Origin of the sequence: Streptomyces sp. A2-16, from assembly GCF_018128905.1 — a bacterium.
In the GTDB taxonomy this organism is placed as follows: Bacteria; Actinomycetota; Actinomycetes; order Streptomycetales; family Streptomycetaceae; genus Streptomyces.
On record NZ_CP063808.1, the window covers coordinates 2,699,015 to 2,720,171 of the forward strand.

General features: G+C 71.4%; 16 protein-coding genes, 1 pseudogene and 1 riboswitch. Of the genes and pseudogenes, 9 read left to right on the forward strand and 8 right to left on the reverse strand.

The annotated features are described in order from the left end of the window. The first annotated feature begins 31 nt into the window (after positions 1 to 31). Positions 32 to 1,456, forward strand: coding sequence for a rifampin monooxygenase (gene rox / locus IOD14_RS12190; protein WP_212670237.1), 1,425 nt, complete (start codon positions 32 to 34; stop codon positions 1,454 to 1,456). Positions 1,457 to 1,499: 43 nt separating this feature from the next. Here rox and IOD14_RS12195 read toward each other — a convergent pair whose 3' ends face one another. Further along, positions 1,500 to 3,146: an allantoin permease gene (locus tag IOD14_RS12195; protein WP_123994681.1), complete on the reverse strand. Its 1,647-nt coding sequence runs from the start codon at positions 3,144 to 3,146 to the stop codon at positions 1,500 to 1,502. 237 nt (positions 3,147 to 3,383) lie between these two features. Then, entirely contained in the window at positions 3,384 to 3,728 is a 345-nt protein-coding gene (locus IOD14_RS12200) for a MarR family transcriptional regulator (protein ID WP_212670238.1), read from the reverse strand. Between the two features lie 133 nt (positions 3,729 to 3,861). Here IOD14_RS12200 and IOD14_RS12205 point away from each other — a divergent pair, with 133 nt between their 5' ends. From IOD14_RS12205 to IOD14_RS12220, 4 genes are all read left to right on the forward strand, one after another. After that, entirely contained in the window at positions 3,862 to 4,611 is a 750-nt protein-coding gene (locus tag IOD14_RS12205; RefSeq protein ID WP_212670239.1) for an ANTAR domain-containing protein, read from the forward strand. A 181-nt stretch (positions 4,612 to 4,792) separates the two neighbouring features. Further along, a riboswitch (cobalamin riboswitch) is annotated at positions 4,793 to 4,870 on the forward strand. 129 nt (positions 4,871 to 4,999) lie between these two features. Then, positions 5,000 to 6,055, forward strand: a complete 1,056-nt coding sequence (locus IOD14_RS12210) for an iron ABC transporter permease (RefSeq protein WP_249125900.1) — start codon at positions 5,000 to 5,002, stop codon at positions 6,053 to 6,055. 2 nt (positions 6,056 to 6,057) lie between these two features. Next, complete coding sequence (locus IOD14_RS12215) at positions 6,058 to 6,804, forward strand: ABC transporter ATP-binding protein (RefSeq protein ID WP_123994677.1); 747 nt, start codon at positions 6,058 to 6,060, stop codon at positions 6,802 to 6,804. A gap of 12 nt (positions 6,805 to 6,816) precedes the next feature. After that, positions 6,817 to 7,794, forward strand: a complete 978-nt coding sequence (locus IOD14_RS12220; RefSeq protein ID WP_212670240.1) for an ABC transporter substrate-binding protein — start codon at positions 6,817 to 6,819, stop codon at positions 7,792 to 7,794. Here IOD14_RS12220 and meaB read toward each other — a convergent pair. The 4 genes and pseudogenes from meaB to IOD14_RS12240 form a co-directional block, all read right to left on the reverse strand. Next, positions 7,773 to 8,762 carry a methylmalonyl Co-A mutase-associated GTPase MeaB gene (meaB, locus tag IOD14_RS12225; RefSeq protein ID WP_212670241.1) on the reverse strand — a complete coding sequence of 330 codons (990 nt, stop codon included), beginning with the start codon at positions 8,760 to 8,762 and terminating at the stop codon, positions 7,773 to 7,775. The genes IOD14_RS12220 and meaB overlap by 22 nt on opposite strands. Further along, entirely contained in the window at positions 8,759 to 10,951 is a 2,193-nt protein-coding gene (scpA, locus tag IOD14_RS12230) for a methylmalonyl-CoA mutase (protein ID WP_212670242.1), read from the reverse strand. The genes meaB and scpA overlap by 4 nt, the downstream gene beginning before the upstream one ends. Beyond that, complete coding sequence (locus tag IOD14_RS12235; RefSeq protein WP_212670243.1) at positions 10,948 to 12,759, reverse strand: methylmalonyl-CoA mutase family protein; 1,812 nt, start codon at positions 12,757 to 12,759, stop codon at positions 10,948 to 10,950. Before IOD14_RS12235 ends, scpA begins: the two co-directional genes overlap by 4 nt. Positions 12,760 to 12,891: 132 nt before the next feature. Further along, a pseudogene (locus tag IOD14_RS12240) lies at positions 12,892 to 13,002 on the reverse strand (DNA-binding response regulator); the annotation flags it as partial. A gap of 271 nt (positions 13,003 to 13,273) precedes the next feature. Between IOD14_RS12240 and IOD14_RS12245 the strand changes: the two are divergent. From IOD14_RS12245 to IOD14_RS12255, 3 genes are read left to right on the forward strand one after another with little or no spacing between them, the layout of a single operon-like run. Continuing rightward, positions 13,274 to 14,014: an ABC transporter ATP-binding protein gene (locus IOD14_RS12245; RefSeq protein ID WP_249126263.1), complete on the forward strand. Its 741-nt coding sequence runs from the start codon at positions 13,274 to 13,276 to the stop codon at positions 14,012 to 14,014. 20 nt (positions 14,015 to 14,034) lie between these two features. Beyond that, a complete protein-coding gene (locus tag IOD14_RS12250; RefSeq protein WP_212670245.1) occupies positions 14,035 to 16,479 on the forward strand; it encodes an FtsX-like permease family protein in 2,445 nt (814 codons plus the stop codon). A gap of 49 nt (positions 16,480 to 16,528) precedes the next feature. After that, complete coding sequence (locus tag IOD14_RS12255) at positions 16,529 to 17,521, forward strand: metallophosphoesterase (RefSeq protein WP_123994671.1); 993 nt, start codon at positions 16,529 to 16,531, stop codon at positions 17,519 to 17,521. Between the two features lie 157 nt (positions 17,522 to 17,678). Here the strand turns inward: IOD14_RS12255 and IOD14_RS12260 are convergent, their stop codons facing one another. After that, on the reverse strand, positions 17,679 to 18,851 hold the full coding sequence (locus tag IOD14_RS12260; protein ID WP_212670246.1) for a magnesium and cobalt transport protein CorA: 1,173 nt from the start codon (positions 18,849 to 18,851) through the stop codon (positions 17,679 to 17,681). Positions 18,852 to 19,003: 152 nt separating this feature from the next. Between IOD14_RS12260 and IOD14_RS12265 the strand changes: the two genes are divergently transcribed. Then, positions 19,004 to 20,119 carry a winged helix DNA-binding domain-containing protein gene (locus tag IOD14_RS12265; RefSeq protein WP_212670247.1) on the forward strand — a complete coding sequence of 372 codons (1,116 nt, stop codon included), beginning with the start codon at positions 19,004 to 19,006 and terminating at the stop codon, positions 20,117 to 20,119. 142 nt (positions 20,120 to 20,261) lie between these two features. On the opposite strand, the gene IOD14_RS12270 is transcribed toward IOD14_RS12265, so the two are convergent. Next, positions 20,262 to 21,053: a serine protease gene (locus tag IOD14_RS12270; RefSeq protein ID WP_123994668.1), complete on the reverse strand. Its 792-nt coding sequence runs from the start codon at positions 21,051 to 21,053 to the stop codon at positions 20,262 to 20,264. Positions 21,054 to 21,157: the final 104 nt, after the last annotated feature.

Here is a 21,157-nt window from a genome sequence, read left to right on the forward strand (position 1 = left end):
AATCTCCGTCCCAGGCAAGGAGGGGGATCCGATGATCGACGTGATCGTCGTCGGCGGCGGACCGACCGGACTGATGCTGGCGGCCGAACTGCGGCTGCACGGTGTGCGGGTGGTCGTGCTGGAGAAGGACACGGAGCCGACCGAGGTCGTCCGCTCGCTCGGCCTGCATGTGCGCAGCATCGAGGTGCTGGACCAGCGCGGGCTGCTGGAGCGGTTCCTCGCGCACGGAAAGCAGTTCACGGCAGGTGGCTACTTCGCCGGCATCGACAAGCCCTGGCCCACCGGGCTGGACAGCGCGCACGCCTACATCCTGGCCATCCCGCAGACCGTCACCGACCGTCTGCTGGCCGAGCGTGCCGTCGAGCTCGGCACCGAGATCCGGCGCGGCCGCGAGCTGGTCGGGCTGAGCCAGGACGAGGACGGGGTGAGCGTCGAACTCGCCGACGGCACACGGCTGCACGCGCGGTATCTCGTCGGCTGCGACGGCGGCCGCAGCACGGTCCGCAAACTGCTCGGCGTCGGCTTCCCGGGCGCACCCGCCACGGCCGAGACACTGCTCGGCGCGATGGAGGTGGGGGTGCCGCCGGAGACGGTGACCGAGGTGGTGACCGAGATCCGCCGGACCCAGAAGGTGTTCGGCCTCGGACCCATGGGAGACGGTCTGTACCGGGTCGTCGTGCCGGCCGAGAAGGTGGCCGGGGACCGCTCGCTCGCGCCGACCATCGAGGAGTTCAGGTACCGGCTCCGGGCGGTCGCGGGCACCGACTTCGGCGTGCACTCACCGCGCTGGCTCTCCCGCTTCGGCAACGCCACCCGGCAGGCAGAGCGCTACCGGGTGGGCCGGGTGCTGCTCGCCGGGGACGCGGCCCACGTCCACCCGCCGGTGGGCGGGCAGGGCCTCAACCTCGGTGTCCAGGACGCGTTCAACCTGGGCTGGAAACTGGCCGCCGAGGTGGCCGGCCGGGCACCCGAGGGCCTGCTGGACAGCTACCACGCCGAGCGGCACCCGGTGGCCGCCGACGTACTGAACAACACCCGCGCACAGATGGAGCTGCTGTCCACGGAGCCGGGGCCGCAGGCGGTGCGGCGGCTGCTGTCGCAGCTGATGGACTTCGACGAGGTGAACCGGTACCTGATCGAGAAGATCACGGCGATCGGCGTCCGCTACGACTTCGGCGAGGGCCATGAGCTGCTCGGCCGACGCCTTCGGGACCTCCCGCTCCAGAGCGGCCGCCTCTACGAGCTGATGCACGGCGGCCGGGGACTGCTGCTCGACCGGACCGGCCGGCTCTCCGTGGCGGGCTGGGCGGACCGGGTCGACCATGTCGTGGACGCGGGCGCGGAACTGGACGTCCCCGCGGTCCTGCTGCGGCCGGACGGCCATGTGGCGTGGGCCGGCGAGGATCAGCGGGAGCTCCTCGACCGGCTGCCCAGGTGGTTCGGCGCGGCCGCCTGAGGGGACCGCGCCGAAGCCGTACCGGAAAACGCGTACCGCCGTGTCAGACGGCGGCGGGCAGCACGTGGTCGCCCACCTTGTCGGTGCTCAGGCACAGCGAGCAGACCACCGCGTCGTGGGTGGCGCAGGCGGTCAGGTCGGGGCGCTCGTAGGGCTGCCGGCAGACGTGGCAGTCGTAGGTGACGGCGCTCGGGTTGCCGTCGGGGTCGAGCATCGGCTCGTCGATGCCGTCGTCGGTGCGGCGCAGGTAGTACTTGCCCCTGGTGACGACCGCCATCAGCGGGGTGAGGACGAAGGCGATGACGGCGGCGGCGACGGGGGAGTACGGCTGGAGGGTGTCGCCGAGGGCGTGGAAGTACATGGCGATCGACAGGCCGGACGCGGCGACGAAGGCCACGACACCGACCGGGTTGACGGCGTACAGCATGCCCCGGCGGAACTCGGGGGCGTGCGGGGAGAGTTTGAGCAGGTACTTGTTGATGCCGATGTCGGTGGCCACGGTGACGACCCAGGCGATCGCGCAGTTCGAGTAGAAGCCGAGGATGTCGTTGAGGAAGCTGAACATGTCGGCCTCCATCAGCGCGAGCGCGAAGCCCAGGTTGACCAGGACGAAGACCATGCGGCCGGGGTAGTGCTTGGTGATGCGGGTGAAGGAGTTGGTCCAGGCGAGCGAGCCGGAGTAGGCGTTCGTCACGTTGATCTTGATCTGGCTGATCACGACGAGGGCCACGGCCAGCGGGAGGACCAGCCAGGACGGCATCATCGCGTCGAAGGCGCCCTTGAACTGCTGGATCGGCTCGGGTGCGACGTCGGGTCCGACCTTGGCCAGGATGTAGACGGCGAGGAAGACACCGATGGCCTGCTTGAGCGCGCCGAGCACCACCCAGCCGGGTCCGGCCATGACCACGGCGGTCCACCAGGTGCGCTTGTTCGCCTCGGTCCTGGGCGGCATGAAGCGCAGGTAGTCGATCTGCTCGCCGATCTGCGCGATGAGCGAGAGGCACACGCCGGCGCCGAGCAGCACGGACGCGGTGTTGACGCCGCCGTCTCCGTCGGTGCCCGCGTAGGCGAGGAAGCGGTCGACGGTGCCCGGGTCGGTGGAGACCAGGTAGACGAGCGGCCCGACCATCAGCAGCAGCCAGATCGGGGTCGTCCACACCTGGAGCTTGCTCAGGGCCTTCATGCCGTAGATCACCAGGGGGATGACCATGAGCGTGGAGACCAGGTAGCCCAGCCACAGGGGCAGTCCGAGGCCCAGCTTGAGGCCCTGGGCCATGATCGAGCCTTCGAGGGCGAAGAAGATGAAGGTGAAGCTGGCGAAGATGACGCTGGTGAGGACCGAGCCGTAGTAGCCGAAGCCGGAGCCGCGGGTGATCAGGTCGAGGTCGATGTTGTAGCGGGCGCCGTAGTAGGCGAGGGGGAAGCCGGTGACGAAGATGACGACGGCGGCGACCGCGATCGCCACGAGCGCGTTCCCGGTGCCGTGGGCCAGGCCGATGCCCGCGCCGATGGAGAAGTCGGCCATGTAGGCGATGCCGCCGAGTGCCGTGGTGGCCACGACCATCGGGGTCCAGCGGCGGTAACTGCGGGGCGCGAACCGGAGGGTGTAGTCCTCCAGGGTCTCCTTGACCGCCTGGTCGGCGGATGTCGACGGGGCTGCCGTCGCCGATCGTGACTCCGTGGTGCTCATGTCACGCCTCCCGGTGGCACTGCTGCGGGGGTGGGGGATGCGTGGGAGCCCCGCTTGGCGTCGTCGGCAGGCCGGGGAGTCGTCGGGCCGTCATGAGCGGTTCACGGCCCTGTGCACGGCTCGGATCCCACGGACCGTCAACGCTAGGAAGCAGTTGTTACCGGAGCGGCCGGGTGTCATGAACGCGACGTTTCCGCCGTCTCACCCTGCCCGGGCGGGCGCCGTGCGTCGGGCCGGTCAGGCCCTGGTGGTCCGCCGGGTGTCCGGGAGCGGACTGCGGTCGGCCTCGTCCTGGACGAGCAGGGAGAGCAGCGACGCCACCGTCAGGCCGGCCTCGGCGGGATGACGCAGGACCTTGCCGGGGTCGATGCGGTAGGTATTGGTGCGTCCCTCCCGCACGTGCGAGAGGTAGCCGTCCTGCTCCAGATCGGAAATGATCTTCTGCACAGCACGCTCGGTCAGCCGGCAGTGCGCGGCGATGTCGCGGATCCGGGCGCTGTGGTTGTCGGCGATCGCGGCCAGCACCCGCGCGTGATTGGTGACGAACGTCCATCCGGTGTGAGATTCGGGCACTCCATCCATGGCAGCAGTCTAGCGACCAGGTATTCACGCATCCAAAAACCTGAAGTAAATTTCATGTATTAGTTGACGTGTGTGGACGACAGAGGTGAACCTGAGGGTCAGAGGCAGCCGAGCACATGAAGGGGAGAGGGTCATGCCGGAACCTGCGCACTCGGCGCAGCCCCTCACCGCGCCGGACACGCGACCGCCGTGTCTGGCCACGATCGAGCCCGTCGTGGCCGGTGACCGCACGGTCGTCACCTGCCGCGGTGAGTTCGACATCGGAGCCCAGGAGCTCCAGCCCGAGCTCTGCGCCGTTCTCGACCGGTCCGCCACCGGGGTGGACCTGGATCTCGACGAGGTCCGGTTCTGCGACTGCGGGGGCCTCAACGTCCTGCTGAGCCTGCGCAGGGAGGCTCTCGACCAGGGCAAGACGGTCACCGTCCGCACCTGCGGCCCGGTCGTCGGGCGCCTGCTCGACCTGACCGGGGCCCGGGAGCTGTTCATGACCGGGACTCCGGCACACTCCGGCGGCTCGGACACCGTGGCCGCGGCGCCCGTCCCGGCCCCTGTCCTCGTCCCGTTCCCCGGCCCCGGCCCCGTGGAGCCGTCCCCGACCGTGGCGGTCGACGAGGAACTGCGCCTGGAGGTCGACCAGTTGCGCCGGGCCATGCGGACCCGGCCGGCCATCGACGTGGCCCGCGGGATCGTCATGGCCTCCTTCGGGCTGAGCACCGAGGACGCCTGGACGGTGCTCGTCACCGCCTCCCAGAACACCAACACCAAACTGCACCACCTCGCCCAGGACCTGATGGGCGCCGTCCACGGAGCCCCGGTGCCGGAGGAGGTGCAACGACAGGTGGCGGCGGCCGTCGCCAAGGTGCGGGAGGGGAACGCGGAGTAGCGGTGCCCTTGGCGGCGGACGGTACGGAAGTTTCACCGGCCCGTGCTTCACGTGCGGTGCGGTGCGGTTCGGTTCGGGAACTGCGGCGGCCCGGCCCAGCACTTCGCGTGCGGCTCGGGCGCCGTGGTCCCGGCCGACCGGGCGCCGGCCCCGTTTGTTACGCTCCCCGAGCCTCCCGCGGGGGAAGTCCGGTGAGAGTCCGGCGCTGACCCGCAACGGTGTGCGCGGTGGCCGAGTCCGTCGCGCGAGCCCGATCACCTGTGGGTGGCGCGACACCGTTCACTGCTCGCCGAGGACTGCGAGAGGGGATCGCGCGGCCGGCACGGCCGTACGGGCTCGTCTTCCGCCGCACGTCCGGAAGCGGCCCTTGGCGAAGGACGTTCCAGCCGTGCCCCGAAGTCCGGTTCCCCGCCGCACACCCGTGGTCCCGCTGGTCCTCGGCCTGGCCCTGCTCCTGGTGGTCTCGCTCGGGTGCGGCGTCGCTCTCGGGGCCGCCGGGATCGGATGGGCGCGGGTGCTCCGCTTCCTGTGGGCCGGCTCGACCGGCGGGAGCGTGTCCGCGGACGACGCCGCCGCCTACACCATCGTCTGGGAGATACGGCTGCCTCGTGTGGTGCTCGGCGCGGTCGTCGGGGCCGGACTCGCGGCCGTCGGCGTGGCCGTGCAGGCCATGGTGCGCAACGCCCTCGCCGACCCGTTCGTGCTCGGCATCTCCTCCGGCGCGGCGGTGGGCGCCAACGCCGTGATCCTGCTGGGCGCGTTCGCCGGACTCGGCGTGTGGGCCCTGTCGGCGTCGGCGTTCGCCTCGGCCCTCGCCGCGATGGTCCTGGTGTACGCGGTGGCCCGCTCACCGCACGGACTCACCCCGCTGCGGCTGATCCTCACCGGTACGGCGCTGGCGTACGGCTTCGAGGCGGTCACCACCGTGATGGTGTTCGGGGCCGCCCGGGGCGAGGCGGCCCGGTCGGCGATGATGTGGCTGCTCGGGAGCCTGGGCGGCGCGACCTGGGCCCAGGTCCCGCTCGCCGCCGTGACCGTGGCGGCCGGCTGGACATGGCTGCGGTGGCGGGCCGAGCCCCTCAACGCGCTCGCCATGGGCGACGAGACCTCCGCCGCCCTCGGGGTCAGGGCCGGGCGGCTGCGCCGGGAGCTGTTCGTCGTCACCGCCGCCGTCACCGGAACCGTCGTCGCGGTCAGCGGGGCCATCGGCTTCGTCGGCCTGATGGTGCCGCACGTCGTGCGGATGCTCGTCGGCGCCGACCACCGGCGTGTGCTGGCCGTCGCCCCGCTCGCCGGAGCGGTGCTGCTGGTCTGGGCCGACGTGCTCTCCCGGCTCCTGCTGGCGCCCGCCGAACTGCCCGTGGGAGTGATCACCGCCGTGGTCGGGGTGCCCGCCTTCCTGCTGCTGATGCGGCGCGGCGGCTACGCGTTCGGAGGCCGGTGACCATGCGGCTCGACATCGACGGCGTGAGCGTCGACGGGATCGTGCACGACATCCGGCTCGCCGTGGGGAGCGGGGCGTTCGTCGGACTCGTCGGGCCCAACGGCAGCGGCAAGTCCACCCTCCTGCGCTGTGTGTACCGGGCGCTGCGCCCGGCCGCCGGCACGGTGCGGCTCGACGGCGAGGACGCGCACGCCATGGACCCGCGCGCCGCCGCCCGCGTCCTGGCCGCTCTGCCGCAGGAGTCGTCGGCCGAGTTCGACTTCACCGTCGCCGAGGTGGTCGCCATGGGCCGGCTGCCGCACCGGGACCGCACGGCCGCCGCGGACGAGGAGATCTGCGCCGACGCGATGGACCGGACCGGTGTGCGCCACCTCGCCGACCGCGGCTACCTCGCCCTGTCGGGCGGCGAGAGACAACGGGTCCTGATCGCCCGGGCATTGGCCCAGCGGCCCCGGGTGCTGGTCCTCGACGAACCGACCAACCACCTCGACATCGCCCACCAGCTGGACCTTCTCTCCCTGGTCCGGGGCAGTGGCCTCACCGCGCTGGCCGCTCTGCACGACCTCAATCTGGCCGCCGCGCACTGCGATCTGCTGTACGTGATCGCGGACGGCCGGATCGTCGCCTCGGGGCCTCCGCACGATGTGCTCCAACCCGCCCTGCTCGCCGAGGTGTTCGGGGTCCGCGCCCATCCCGTGCGGCATCCGGCGACCGGCACCCTCCAGCTTCTGTTCGACCTGCTCCCGTAAGGACCCTTCCTGATGCGCAAGTTGCTCGCCGCCGTCCTGTGTCTCGCCGCCACCGGTTGCGGTGCCCAGGTGGAGTCGCCCGTCGACGCCGACTCCACCGCCGTCACCCTCACCAACTGCGGCCGGAAGGTGACGTACGACAAGGTGCCCGAGCGGGTCGTCACCAACGACGTCGGGATCACCGAGCTGATGTTCGCGCTCGGCCTGGAGGACCGCATGGCCGGCTTCGCCATGCCGGACGACAAGGGCGACCTGGCCGGCGTGGACTGGAAGGACGGCTACGACAAGGTGAAGTGGCTCTCCAAGGACCAGCTCACCAAGGAGAACGTCCTCGACGCGAAGGGCGACTTCGTCTTCGCCGGCTGGAACTACGGTTTCCGCGACGACAACGGCTTCACCCCGGAAGCGTTGAAGAAGCTCGGCATCCCCTCGTACATCCTCACCGAGTCCTGCCGCAACGGCCGCACCAAGACCTCCCGCGGCATCATGCCGCCCCTCGACGCCCTGTACGCCGACCTCACCAACCTCGGGAAGCTGTTCGGCGTGGAGCGGCGCGCGGCCACGCTGATCGCCGGCTTCAAGAAGCAGGTCGCCGCCGTCGCCGCGCAGGCACCCGCGAAGAAGCCCACGGTCTTCCTCTACGACAGCGGCCAGGACCAGCCCTTCACCTCCGGCCGCTGGGCCACCCCCGACGAGATCATCAGCAAGGCGGGCGGGGTCAACGTCATGCACGACATGGACGACTCGTGGACCACCGTCGGCTGGGAGAGCGTGATCGAGCGGAACCCCGACGTGATCGTCATCTGCGACTACGGCGATGTCAGCGCCGAGCAGAAGAAGAAGTTCCTGCTCTCCTACGGCCCGTTGCGGAACGTCTCCGCCGTCAGGCACAAGCGGATCTTCGTCCTCGACTACGTCGACCTGGTCGAGAGCCCCCGCAACCCGGCTGCCATCGCCCGGCTGGGCACCTACCTGCGCTCGGTGTCCTGACCGAAGGCCTCGAGAAGCTGCTCGGCGGCCAGCGTGGCCGTCAACCGCCCGTCCCGGACCAGCTGTTCGAGGTCCGGGGCGAGGGACCGAACGGCCGGGTGCGCGTGCAGACGCCCGAGGAGCTCGTCCCGCACCATCGCCCAGGCCCAACCGACCTGCTGGTCCCGCCGCTTGGCGGTGAGCCGCCCGGTGGAGTCGAGAAGCGTCCGGTGCTGTTCCAGGCGCTCCCAGACCGTGTCCAGGCCGGTCGACTCCCGGGCGCTGCAACTGAGCACCGGGGGAGTCCAGAAGGCGTCCTTGCCGTGCATGAGCCGCAGCGCGCCCGCCAGTTCCCGTGCGGCCGCCCGGGCGTCGCGCTCGTGCGGGCCGTCCGCCTTGTTGACCGCGATCACGTCGGCGAGCTCCAGGACGCCCTTCTTGATGCCCTGGAGCTGGTCGCCGGTGCGGGCCAGGCTCAGCAGCAGGAAGGAGTCCACCATGTCGGCGACCGCGGTCTCCGACTGACCGACACCGACGGTCTCGACCAGGATCACGTCGTAGCCTGCGGCCTCCATCACGACCATCGACTCGCGGGTCGCCTTCGCCACCCCGCCGAGCGTGCCCGCGCTGGGGGAGGGCCGTACGAAGGCGGCCGGGTCGACGGCGAGGCGTTCCATACGGGTCTTGTCGCCCAGGATCGAGCCGCCGGTACGGCTGGAGGACGGGTCCACCGCGAGCACCGCCACCCGGTGCCCGAGCGAGGTGAGCATCGTGCCGAACGCGTCGATGAACGTCGACTTCCCCACGCCCGGCACCCCGCTCACACCGATCCGCCGGGCCCGGCCGCTGTGCGGAAGCAGCTCGGTGAGCAACTCCTGTGCCAGCGACCGGTGTCGGGGATGGGTGGACTCGACGAGCGTGATCGCGCGTGCCACGATCGCCCGCTTGCCGTCGAGCACGCCCTTCACATACGCGTCGAGATCGATCACTGCCCGTGCCCGAGGTCGGCCGACAGACGCTCCACCAGGTCGTACGCCGCGTCCGGGATCACCGTCCCCGGCGGGAACACGGCCGCCGCGCCCATCTCCAGGAGGGTCGGCACGTCCTGCGGCGGGATGACCCCGCCCACCACGATCATGATGTCCTCCCGGCCCTCCTCGGCCAGCGCCTCGCGCAGCGCCGGGACCAGGGTGAGGTGACCGGCGGCCAGGGACGAGACGCCGACGATGTGCACGTCCGCCTCCACGGCCTGGCGGGCCACCTCGCCCGGGGTCTGGAACAGCGGGCCGACGTCGACGTCGAAGCCGAGGTCGGCGAAGGCGGTGGCGATCACCTTCTGGCCGCGGTCGTGGCCGTCCTGGCCCATCTTGGCGACCAGGATGCGCGGCCGGCGGCCCTCGGCCTCCTCGAAGGCGTCCACCAGCGCACGGGTGCGGTCCACGTTCTCCGACTCCCCTGCCTCGTTGCGGTACACGCCGGAGATCGTACGGATCTGGCTCGCGTGCCGCCCGTACACCTTCTCCAGGGCGTCGGAGATCTCGCCGACGGTGGCCTTGGCGCGGGCCGCGTGCACGGCCAGCTCGAGGAGGTTGCCCTCGCCGTCGGCGGCCCGGGTCAGCGCGTCGAGCGCGTCCCGGCAGGCGGTCTCGTCCCGCTCCGCCCGCAGCCGCCGCAGCTTCTCGATCTGCTGGGCGCGCACGGAGGAGTTGTCGACCTTGAGGACCTCGATCGCCTCGTCGGTCTCCACGCGGTACTTGTTGACGCCGATGACGGGCTGGCGGCCGGAGTCGATGCGGGCCTGGGTGCGGGCCGCGGCCTCCTCGATGCGCAGCTTGGGGATGCCGGCGTCGATCGCCTTGGCCATGCCGCCCGCCGCCTCCACCTCCTGGATGTGCTGCCAGGCGCGGCGCGCGAGGTCGTACGTCAGCCTCTCCACGTACGCGCTGCCGCCCCACGGGTCGATGACCCGGGTCGTGCCGGACTCCTGCTGGATCAGCAGCTGGGTGTTGCGGGCGATGCGCGCCGAGAAGTCGGTGGGCAGCGCGAGCGCCTCGTCGAGGGCGTTGGTGTGCAGCGACTGGGTGTGGCCCTGGGTCGCCGCCATCGCCTCGACGCAGGTGCGGGTGACGTTGTTGAAGACGTCCTGCGCGGTCAGCGACCAGCCCGAGGTCTGCGAATGGGTGCGCAGGGACAGGGACTTGGGGTTCTGCGGGTCGAACTGCTTCACGAGCTTGGCCCACAGCAGGCGGGCCGCCCGCAGCTTGGCGATCTCCATGAAGAAGTTCATGCCGATCGCCCAGAAGAACGACAGCCGGGGCGCGAACGCGTCCACGTCCAGGCCGACTTCGCGCCCCGCGCGAATGTACTCGACCCCGTCCGCCAGGGTGTACGCCAGCTCCAGGTCGGCCGTCGCGCCCGCCTCCTGGATGTGGTAGCCCGAGATGGAGATCGAGTTGTACCGGGGCATCCGCTGCGAGGTGTACGCGAAGATGTCGGAGATGATCCGCATCGACGGCTTCGGCGGATAGATGTAGGTGTTGCGGACCATGAACTCCTTGAGGATGTCGTTCTGGATGGTCCCGGCCAACTTCTCGGGCGGCACGCCCTGTTCCTCCGCCGCCACGATGTACAGCGCCAGTACCGGCAGCACGGCGCCGTTCATCGTCATCGACACGGACATCCTGTCGAGGGGGATCCCGTCGAACAGCTGCCGCATGTCGTAGATCGAGTCGATGGCCACGCCCGCCATGCCGACGTCACCGGTCACGCGCGGATGGTCGCTGTCGTAACCCCGGTGCGTGGGCAGGTCGAAGGCGACCGACAGGCCCTTCTGCCCGGCCGCGAGATTGCGCCGGTAGAAGGCGTTGGACTCCTCGGCGGTGGAGAAGCCCGCGTACTGGCGGATCGTCCAGGGCTGGTTGACGTACATCGTCGGGTACGGCCCGCGCAGATACGGCGCCGCACCGGGGTACGTCTCCAGGAAGTCCAGGCCCTCCAGGTCACGGCCGGTGTAGAGCGGCTTGACCTCGATGCCCTCCGGCGTCTCCCAGACCGGCTCGGCCTCCTGCGTGGCGTCCTTGACGGCCGTACGCCACTCGTCGGCGCCGGCTTCGGTGGCCGGGGTCCCCAGCTCGATCCCGGTGAAGTCGGGGACGGACGGGCCGGCGGGGGCGGTCATCGAGACACTCCCATGCGGTCGAGGGTGGCGGTGAGCACGGCGACGGCGTCGCAGCCCGCGAAGACGTACGAGTCCACGTCGGAGTACTGCCCGGGCCGCCCGGCGAGGAACACATGCCGTGCGCCGGCCGATCTGAGGGCCCGTACGACGTCCTCGGCCTGCTCCTCGTACACCGTGTCACTGGAGCACAGGCAGGCCTCGGTGGCGCCGCTCTCCTCGAAGGTGCCCTCGGTGACCGGCTCGACGCCGCCGGCCTGGAAGAGGTTGGCGGCGAAGGTCAGGCGCGCGGTGTGGGCGGCCGCGGGGCCGAGCGCGGCAAGGAAGACGCGGGGCCGGGACCCGGTGGCCGCGAGGTGGGCGTCGGAGCGGGCGCGCAGTTCCTCGTACGCCTCGTCGCGCCGGACGCGGGGCAGACCGCCGGTCCGGGGCTCGGGCGCCGGGGCGCGCTGCACGGGCTTCTCACCGAGGTGCGGGAACTCGCTGACGCCGGTGATGGGTTCGCGCCGGGTGGCGAGCTTCTTCGAGCGCTGCGCCCACGTCGTCGCCAGGTCGGTGCGGAGCCGGCCCGAGCGCAGGACGGCCGCCTGGCCGCCGTCGCGTTCGATCGTCCGGAAGAACCGCCAGGCGGCCTCGGCGAGCTCGTCGGTGAGCCGCTCCACGTACCAGGAACCGCCCGCCGGGTCGATCACCCGGGACAGGTGCGACTCCTCGACCAGGATCGTCGAGGTGTTGCGGGCGATACGGCGCGCGAACGCGTCCGGCAGGCCGAGCGCATGGTCGAAGGGCAGCACGGTGACGGCTTCCGCGCCACCGACCCCGGCGGCGAGCGTGGCGATGGTCGCGCGCAGCATGTTCACCCACGGGTCGCGCCGGGTCATCATCACCGGCGACACCACGGCGTGCTGCGCCTGCGCTCCGGCACCGGGCGCCCCGCACACCTCGGCGACCCGCGCCCACAGCCGGCGCGCCGCCCGCAGCTTGGCGATCGTCAGGAACTGGTCGGCCGTCGCCGCGTACCGGAACTCCAGCTGTGCGCAGGCCTGTTCGACACTCAGCCCGGCCTCCGTCAGCCCCCGCAGATAGGCGACACCGGTGGCGATCGAGGCGCCCAGCTCCTGCGCGGCCGAACCGCCGGCCTCGTGGTAGGGCAGCGCGTCCACGGTCAGCGCCCGCAGCCCCGGGTACTGCTCGGCGCACCGTCGCGCGAGCGGGACGACCGGCGCGAAGTCCAGGGCCTCGCCGGTACGGGCCTCGTGGCCCAGCGGGTCGGCGCCGAGGCTGCCGCGCACGGCCTTGCCGTCGATGCCGCGTTCGTCGTGGAGCCGCAGCAACTCGCCCGCGGCGGCGGCGAATTCGCTGCCCGAGTCGAGAGCGATCGGCGCGAGGTCGAGGTAGACGCCGGCGAGGACCTCGCCGAGCGCCGCGACCGGGATACCGCCCTCGCCCGCGACCAGCCACAGCGACGTGACGCCGTTCTCCAGGTCCGTGAGCACCGCCGTGTTGTCGGCGACCGCGTGCCGCTGCCGTACGTCCCAGCCGCCGGTGGTGTTCCCCTCGGCGCGGGCACCGCGCACAAAGGGCGCGAAGCCGGGGAAACCGGGGTCGGGTGCGGCATCGTGCGCTGTGTACAGGGGACGGGTGCGCAACCCGTCCTCGAGCGCGGTGGACAGGGCGTCCTCCGCTGCCGCGCCGGAGACTTCCTTGCCCGACTTGCGCAGGACACCCGCCACCAGGCTGTGCCACTGATCAAGGTTCGCGTCAGGGAACTCGGCGGCCAGCGAGAGCCCGTCGTCAGGCAGGACCGTCATGCTCGGATGCTAGGCCAGACCCCCAAAGGAGCAGCAGAGGGCACGGCTGTGACCTTGCCCGCAACGAGACTGTGACGCCGGTCTCTCGCCCGCCGGAGGGCGCCCCGAACGCCGCCCGGCACGTCGTGGTCGTCATGACTCCAGGTACCGCAGAACGGCCAGGATCCGGCGGTTGCAGCCCGTGGCGTGCGCGAGTTCGAGCTTGTCGAAGATCGTGTTGAGGTTCTTCTCGACCGCGCTCAGTGGGGAACCCGACGGCGACGAGCCCCTGCCCGTCGCCGAACGCACCGGCATGGCCGCGAAGCGCAGCCGCCGCTGTCTCCGTGAGGCCGCGCGCCCATGGGCCGATCGGCGGGAGGTCGAGGGCCAACGGCCCTTGGGTCCTCCTTCGCGCAGGAATAGCGTCGGGCTGAGTGCACATGGGAGTCAGGACGGGGCTTGGCAGCCCTCATCGCGGCAGCGGGTGACGTCGAACGGCCGGGAGGACCGGGGTCAGGAGGCGGGCGTGGACACCATGACCGACACCACCGGCCGTGCGGCGACGGGCACCCGGATCGACCTGGACGACGTGTGCCGCCGTTATCGAGTGGGTCAGACCACCGTCACCGCGCTGGACGAGGTCAACCTGCACGTGGACGAGAACGCCTTCGTCGTGGTGCTGGGCCCCTCCGGCTCGGGGAAGACCACGCTGCTCAATCTGATCGGAGCGCTCGACGCACCGAGCGCGGGCCGGATCCGGATCGCCGGCCAGGACATCACGGCCGCCCCGCAGCGGGAGCTTCAGCGCTTCCGCCGCCGCACCGTGAGTTTCGTCTTCCAGAGCTTCAACCTCTTTCCCGGTCTCACTGCCCTGGAGAACGTGCAGTTCGGGGCCGATGTCGCCGGCCAGAAGAACGCGGTCCGGCTGGCAGCCGACACGCTGGGCCAGGTCGGCCTGGGCGACCGGGTACGGCACTTCCCGCACGAGCTGTCCGGCGGGGAACAGCAGCGCGTCGCCATCGCGCGGGCGTTGGCCACCGGCAACCCGGTGCTGCTGGCGGACGAGCCCACGGGGGAGCTGGACTTCCGGACCGGGGTGCAGATCCTCGGGCTGCTGCGGGCCCAGGCCCAGGCGGGCAAGACCGTGCTGGTGGTCACGCACAACCGGGAGATCTCCAGGGTCGGCGACCGGGTGGTCGAGCTCTCCAGCGGCCGCGTCGTCAGCGACGGACCACCGTCGGCAGGCCGCGCCGACGTCTCCGAGCTGCGCTGGTAGCGGTGGGTGGCGATGCGCTGATGAGCAGTCGGCTGATCTGGCTTCGCTGGTCCTGGCGGGATCTGCGCCAGCGCTGGGTGCTGGTGCTGGCCATCGCCCTCACCATCGCCCTGGGCACCGGAGCCTACGCGGGCTTCACCGGCACCGCCGACTGGCGCACACGCTCGTACGACGCCAGTTACGCGAAGCTGGACATGCACGACGTGCGCGTGACCCTCACCAAGGGCACGACGGCGCCAGCCGGGACCCTGCGGAAACTGGTCGCCGGCATCCCGTCGGCCGGCCGTGTGACCGGGGCGGCCGAACGCCTCACGCTCCCCACCCAGGTCGATGCCTCACACGGCGGGCGTGAGGTGCTGGTGGCGGGGCGCCTGGTGGGCGTGACCACGGGCGCGGAGGTGGACCGCGTCCATGTCTACGCGGGCCGGCAGGTCCGCCCGGACGAGAGCGGCAGTCCGGTCGCGGTGCTGGAGCGTGCCTTCGCCCGCTACCACGACCTGTCGTCCTCCGGCACCGTACGGGTCTCGGGCGGCACCCGCGTGCGGTATGTCGGGCAGGGCACCGCACCCGACTACTTCAGCCCGGCCGCGGACAGCGGGATCCCGATGATCGGCGAATCCGGCTTCGCGGTGCTGTTCGTGCCGCTCGCCACCGCACAGCGGCTGGGCGACGCGAAGGGGCAGGTCAACGAGGTCGTACTGACCCTGACACCCGGCACCGACCAGAAGACGGTCGCGGGCCGGCTGGAGCGGGCGCTCGGCCGCGGCCCCACTCCGCTGTCAGGGACCGTGACCGTCCGCGACGACGAGATCGGTTACCACGCGCTGTACGAGGACATCAACGGCGACGCCAGGTTCTTCGACATCATCGCGCTGTTGTTGCTGCTGGGCGCGGCGTTCGGCGCGTTCAACCTCACCAGCAGGGTCGTCGAGGCACAGCGCCGGGAGATCGGCATCGGTATGGCGCTGGGGGTGCCGAGGTCGCGCATCGCCGCCCGGCCGCTGCTGCTGGGCGTCCAGGTCGCGCTGCTCGGTGTGGCCCTTGGCCTCGGCGTCGGTGCGATCGTCAGCCGGGCCATGGCCGGGCTGCTGACCGGACTGCTTCCCCTGCCCGTCTGGGACACCCCGTTCCAGTACCGCACCTTCCTCTACGCCGCCCTGCTCGGCTTCGCCCTGCCGCTGCTGGCCGTGGCCTGGCCCGTGTGGCGGGCGGTCCGCGTCCGCCCCGTCGACGCCATCCGGGTCGGCCACCTGGCCGCACGGGGCGGCGGTCTGGCCCCGCTGCTGCGCAGGCTGCCCGTCCCCGGACGCGGCTACCGGCAGCTGCCGCTGCGCAACGTGCTGCGCACACCGCGCCGGACGGCGCTCACCGCACTCGGGATCGGCGCGGCCGTGGCCATCATGGTCACCGTCTTCGGCATGCTGGACTCCTTCGGGACGATGCTCGGCGACAGCGAACAGGAGGCGACCCGGGGCGGCAGCGGTCGCGTCATCGCCCAGCTCGACGGCTACCACGCCGACGGCTCCGCCCAGGTGCGGGCGGTGGCCGCCGCGAACGGCGTGGACCACGCCGCACCCTTGCTGACCATGCCGGCCACCGCCCGCCACGCAGACCACAAGAACGTCACCCTGCTGGTCGAGGCGCGTGACCTCGGCGGCGGGACGTGGCGGCCCACGCTCACCGCGGGCAGTCTCACGGACCACCCCGGGGGCCTGGTCCTCTCCGAGAAGGCAGCGCACGACCTCGGCGTCCGGCCCGGCGACTCCCTCGTCCTCCACCATCCCCGGCGGTCGGCCCAGGGCACGTTCACCCTCACCGACAGCCGGGTCACGGTCGCCGCCCTGCACCCCAACCCCCTGCGCACGGTGGCCTACCTCGACCGGTCCCGCACCGACCTGTTCGGACTCGCCGGCACCGCCAACGCGGTCGAGGTCCTCCCCACCTCCGGCACCGAGCCCGACCACCTCGAGCGGGCCCTGTCCGCCACGCCCGGTGTGACCGCTGTACAGACGGCCACCGAGACCGTGGACGCGCTGCGCAAGGGCGTCGAGGAGTTCACCGGCATCCTCGACATCGCCGCCGGCGTGACCCTTGCCCTGGCGGTGCTCATCGCCTTCAACGCCGCGAGCATCTCCGCCGACGAACGCTCCCGGGAGAACGCCACCATGTTCGCCTTCGGGCTGCCCGTCCGTACCGTCCTGACCATGGCCGTGACCGAGAGCGCCCTCCTCGGCGCGCTCGGCACCGCCGCCGGGATTCTGCTCGGCCAGGGCATCGACCGCTGGATGGTCCGGGTCCAACTCGCCCGCACCATGCCGGAGATCGGCTTCGACGTCACCCTGGCCCCCGGCACCTACCTGACCGCACTCCTGCTCGGCATCGGAGCCGTGGCACTCACCCCGCTGCTCACCGCCCGCCGTCTGCGCCGCATGAACATCCCCGCGACCCTGCGAGTCGTCGAATGACCGCGCGGCGGTCTCCGAGAACCGGGAGCGGTCGCAGCTGGGAGGGGCCGTGAAGGTCATCGTCACGGGGAGGGACGAGTACGCCCTTCGGCGCCCCTGCCGGGCCGGCGGCCCGCCCTCGCGGCTGCTCCGCGCCATCGCCCTGGGCGCCGCCGTGGTCCTGTCGGCGGCCACCGCCTGCAGCGGACAGCCCGACCCCGCTGCCGGTACGACACCCCCGTTCCCCTCCGTCACGGCTTCCGGCACCCCGCCGGGCGCGGAGGACGTACGGTCGGGCTTCGTCGCGTTCGGGGACTTCGGTACCGGCGGTGTGGCGCAGAACGCGGTCGCCCGGGCCATGGGGAGCTGGGCCCGGACCGGGCACCGGGTGGACGCCCTGGTCACCACCGGGGACAACGTGTACCCCGACGGGAACCCGCACTGGTTCGCGCCCCGCCTCGACCGGCCCTACAGCGCCCTGCCGCACCCGATGTGGATCACTCTCGGCAACCATGACGTCCAGGCCGGGCACGGGAGCGCCGAACTGCGTCACCTGGGCCTGCCGAACCTGCCGTACGCGAAGCAACTGCCCGGCATCCAGTTGCTGTTCCTCGACGCCAACCACCCCGACGCCGCCCAGTCCCGCTGGCTGGAGAACCGCCTGTCGGCCTCCGGCCCCCCGGTGCGCGTGGTGGTCTTCCACCAGCCCGCGTGGTCCTGCTCGCTGCACGGTTCCACGCCCGCCGTCGACGCCCGCTGGGTTCCCGTCCTGGAACGCCACCGGGTCACGCTCGTACTGAGCGGTCACGACCACAACTACCAGCGATTCACCTCCGCGCACGGCGTCACCTACATCGTGACCGGAGGAGGCGGCGCCTCGCTGTACCCGCTTGCGTCGGGCTGCCGGACCCCGCACCGCGCGGCCGCCGCCGCACGCCACCACTTCACCGCCGTCGAGGCCACCGCGACCCATGTGACCGTCACCGCGGTGGGAGACGACGGCGGTGTCCTGGATCGTGTCGTCCTGCCGGTGCCGCAACCGTTGAGGCAGTCACAGCCGTGACGCCGTGGCCGAGCACGCACCACCACCGCGGGGATCTCCGGTACGGCCGTGAGGAGTTCACGACCGAGGACGCCACCCACGCACAAAATGCCTGTTCAGGGACTCGTCGGAGGCAGGGCGAGGAGCATGAACGGCGACCGGGCGTCACGTCGGGCTCCTAGAGCCAGTCCCGCCGCTTGAAGATCACGTACAGACTGACGCACACCACTCCCATCAAGCCGATCGCGAAGGGGTATCCGAAGCTCCACCCAAGCTCAGGCATGTGCTCGAAGTTCATGCCATAAATAGTTCCCACCAGCGTCGGGGCGAACAGGATCGCCGCCCAAGACGAGATCTTCTTGATCTCCTCGTTCTGTTCGAAGCCCGCCTCCGCCAACGCCCGCATCTCCGCGTTCTGTTGCTGGGTGACGAGGGTCGCGTTGACGGTGAGGATGTCGGTGAGGGCCTGGCGGAAGGCGTCGACGCGTTCGCTGGTGTGGGTCACGTGGTCGGCGACGTCCCGCAGGTAGCGCTGCAGTTCCTCGTCGGTGCCGTACTTCGCGAAGCCGGCCATCAAGGCGTGCAGCATGCCGACCAGGGGACGGGTGGCGCGCTGGAACTCGACCATCTCGCGGGAGAGTTCGTAGATGCGGCGGGAGACCTCGGGGTCGCCGCGGAACACCTCCGTCTCGATCTCGTCGATGTCGTTCTGGACGCCCTCGACGACCGGCGCGTAGCCGTCGACCACCGCGTCCAGGATGGCGTAGAGGACCGCCTCGGGGCCCAGTCTCAGCAGCTCCGGCGCCTTCTCCATGCGGTGGCGGACCGCCGAGAGGTCGGGGGCCGCACCGTGCCGGACCGTGATCACGAAGTCCGGGCCCACGAACACGTGCAGTTCGCCGAAGTCGACCTCCTCGGGAGCGTCCAGGTAGCGGGCCGCCCGCAGGACCACGAAGAGCGTGTCGCCGTAGCGCTCCAGCTTCGGGCGCTGGTGGGCCTCCATCGCGTCCTCGACGGACAGCGGGTGCAGGTCGAACTCCTCGGCCAGGGAGAGCAGTTCGCTCTCCGGAGGGCGGGCCAGGCCGATCCAGGCCATGCCGGAGGGCTGTTCGCGCAGTTCGCGGAAGGTGTCCGCGAGGGTCACGGGGGAGGCCACGCGGACGCCGTCCCGGTAGAGGGCCGCCTGGACGATGCTCGGCGGCTCGGCCGCCTCGGGGGCGGGCGACTCGGCGGGCGGCGCCGGTGCCTTCGCAGGTGTGGAGGGCGGGGTCAGGGCGCGGCGCCAGGCGGACTTCCTGGAACCCTTGGGGGCGGAGTCCTTCGCGGCGGGGCGGGCGCGTCGATCGGACATCGTGGCTGCCTCTCGCTCTCGGGTCGAGCCGATGCCGGCGTGATCACGGAGCAGGGTATACGGGGCGAATCGCATCCAGGTGTGACGGCGTCCCGGAATTCGAGCGGGGTTGCGGACAGGAGTTGTCCGCAAGGGCCCTTAGCGTGTTCCTCATGACGAAGACGACCGCGTCGGCCCCCGTGCTCGGCATCCGCGCCCTGAACCGCGCGACCCTCGACCGGCAGCTGCTCCTGCGCCGGTCCGGACTGTCCGCGAAAGCCGCCGTCGGGCATCTGCTCGGCCTTCAGGCCCAGAACGTCAAGCCGCCCTACTGGGCGCTCGCCGCCCGCCTCGACGGGTTCACCCCCGAGGCGCTGTCGGAGCTGATGGCCGACCGCGAGGTGGTCCGGATCGTCACCATGCGCTCCACGATCCACACCCACACCGCCGAGGACTGCCTCACCCTGCGACCGCTCGTGCAGCCCGCCCGCGACCGCGAACTCGTCAACTTCCGCAAGGGACTCGAGGGCGTCGACCTCGACCGTCTCGCCGTCCTCGCCCGCGAACTCGTCGAGGCCGAGCCGCGCACCATGAAGCAGTTGCGCGAGGCCCTTCTCGTCGAGTGGCCGGACGCCGACCCGATGTCGCTCGCCGTCGCCGCCCGCTGCAAACTCCCCCTCGTCCAGGTCACCCCGCGCGGACTGTGGGGCAGGAGCGGGCAGGTCGCGCTCACCACGGCCGAACAGTGGCTCGGCCGTCCCGCCGAACCCGCCCCCGCCCCGGACGACACCGTCCTGCGCTACCTCGCCGCCTTCGGTCCCGCCTCCGTCAAGGACATGCAGACCTGGGCCGGACTCACCCGTCTGCGCGACGCCTTCGAGCGGCTCCGGCCCCGGCTGCGGACCTTCCGCGACGAGAACGGCGTCGAGCTCTTCGACCTCCCCGATGCGCCCCGCCCCGCCGAGGACACCCCGGCCCCGCCGCGCTTCCTGCCGGAGTTCGACAATCTGCTGCTGTCCCACGCCGACCGCACCCGCGTGGTGCCGAAGGAGTACTGGGGGCGCAGCTGGCAGGGCAACCAGGCCTACTGCACGCTCCTCGTCGACGGGTTCCTCGCGGGCGTCTGGAAGCTCACCGGGGACACGCTGGTCGTCGAGACGTTCGGCCGGCTCACCAAGGCGCAGCGGGAGGACGTCGAGGAGGAGGGGCAGCGGATGCTCGCCACGCTGTACCCCGGGACGCCGTACGACATCCGGTTCGGGACGGTCGTACAGAATCAGCCGTCCTGAAGCGGGGTTCACCGTCCTGAAGGAAGGGCCCGGCCACGGACCGACCGCGCGCATGGACAGGGGGCGTTGCGGGCCGCTCGTGGTGGCCCGCAACGCCCCCCGGTCTCTCACCTGAGCGATGCTCAGGACAACCTCTGGGGACCTATGAGTTGACCTGCGCGGTCACGAGGCTGGAGAAGGTGGTCAGCCGGGTGTAGACACCCGGGTAACCGGCCTGCGCGCAGCCCTCTCCCCATGAAGTGATCCCTGCCAGGACGCCCCCGATGAGCAGGGGACCGCCGCTGTCGCCCTGGCAGGTGTCTGTGCCGCCGGAGGTGTATCCGGCGCAAACCATGTCGGTCTGGACGAAGTCCGAACCGTAGGAGCTCCTGCAGCTGGAGTCGGACACGATCGGGACGGTCGCGGTCCGCAGCTGGTTGGAGGAGCTGCCGTTGGACGAGGTGGTGCCCCAGCCGAGGATGCGGGCCGTGGTGCCGGCCGCGTACACGCTCGTCTGGGAGGAGGAGACGTACGACGCCGTCGTGTAGGGCATCGACGTCGACAGGGTCAGCACGGCCACGTCGTCGCCGTTGGTGGCGTCGGTGTAGCTCGGGTTGATCCAGATCTTGCTGACCCGGCTGACCGTGCCGTTGGTGCCGTTGAGGTAGGTGCGGCCGCCGACGACTCTGACACTGCTGGTGGTCTCGCCGACCATGCAGTGGGCCGCGGTGACGACCTTGGTCGCGGAGACCAGGGTGCCGCCGCAGAACTGGTTCTGGGAGGCGTCCGTGATCTGCATCATGAACGGGTACGCGGTCGTGGTCGTCGTCGTACCGCCGACGATGGGCTGGGGAGCGGCTGCGGCGGTGGGGGCGCCGAGCAGGGCGGTGGCGGCGGCAGCGGCGGTCGCCAGACCGACGGCGCCGACCTTCTTCGCACGGGTGAGACCGAACATCGGTGAGTCTCCTCAGGAGTGCCGGTGGGGGGTCGCGCGGGTGTGGGGGTTGGTGCACGGGGGTCGCGGGACCGACCCCCGTATGCCCGGGCGAGCGGCATGTT

Bases quoted from the DNA above. Each gene is read 5' to 3' on its own strand.
- rox (WP_212670237.1), top strand. From the start codon at position 32: ATGATCGACGTGATCGTCGTCGGCGGCGGACCGACCGGACTGATGCTG.
- IOD14_RS12195 (WP_123994681.1), bottom strand. From the start codon at position 3,146: ATGAGCACCACGGAGTCACGATCGGCGACGGCAGCCCCGTCGACATCC.
- IOD14_RS12200 (WP_212670238.1), bottom strand. From the start codon at position 3,728: ATGGATGGAGTGCCCGAATCTCACACCGGATGGACGTTCGTCACCAAT.
- IOD14_RS12205 (WP_212670239.1), top strand. From the start codon at position 3,862: ATGCCGGAACCTGCGCACTCGGCGCAGCCCCTCACCGCGCCGGACACG.
- IOD14_RS12215 (WP_123994677.1), top strand. From the start codon at position 6,058: ATGCGGCTCGACATCGACGGCGTGAGCGTCGACGGGATCGTGCACGAC.
- IOD14_RS12220 (WP_212670240.1), top strand. From the start codon at position 6,817: ATGCGCAAGTTGCTCGCCGCCGTCCTGTGTCTCGCCGCCACCGGTTGC.
- scpA (WP_212670242.1), bottom strand. From the start codon at position 10,951: ATGACCGCCCCCGCCGGCCCGTCCGTCCCCGACTTCACCGGGATCGAG.
- IOD14_RS12235 (WP_212670243.1), bottom strand. From the start codon at position 12,759: ATGACGGTCCTGCCTGACGACGGGCTCTCGCTGGCCGCCGAGTTCCCT.
- IOD14_RS12245 (WP_249126263.1), top strand. From the start codon at position 13,274: ATGACCGACACCACCGGCCGTGCGGCGACGGGCACCCGGATCGACCTG.
- IOD14_RS12250 (WP_212670245.1), top strand. From the start codon at position 14,035: ATGAGCAGTCGGCTGATCTGGCTTCGCTGGTCCTGGCGGGATCTGCGC.
- IOD14_RS12260 (WP_212670246.1), bottom strand. From the start codon at position 18,851: ATGTCCGATCGACGCGCCCGCCCCGCCGCGAAGGACTCCGCCCCCAAG.
- IOD14_RS12265 (WP_212670247.1), top strand. From the start codon at position 19,004: ATGACGAAGACGACCGCGTCGGCCCCCGTGCTCGGCATCCGCGCCCTG.
- IOD14_RS12270 (WP_123994668.1), bottom strand. From the start codon at position 21,053: ATGTTCGGTCTCACCCGTGCGAAGAAGGTCGGCGCCGTCGGTCTGGCG.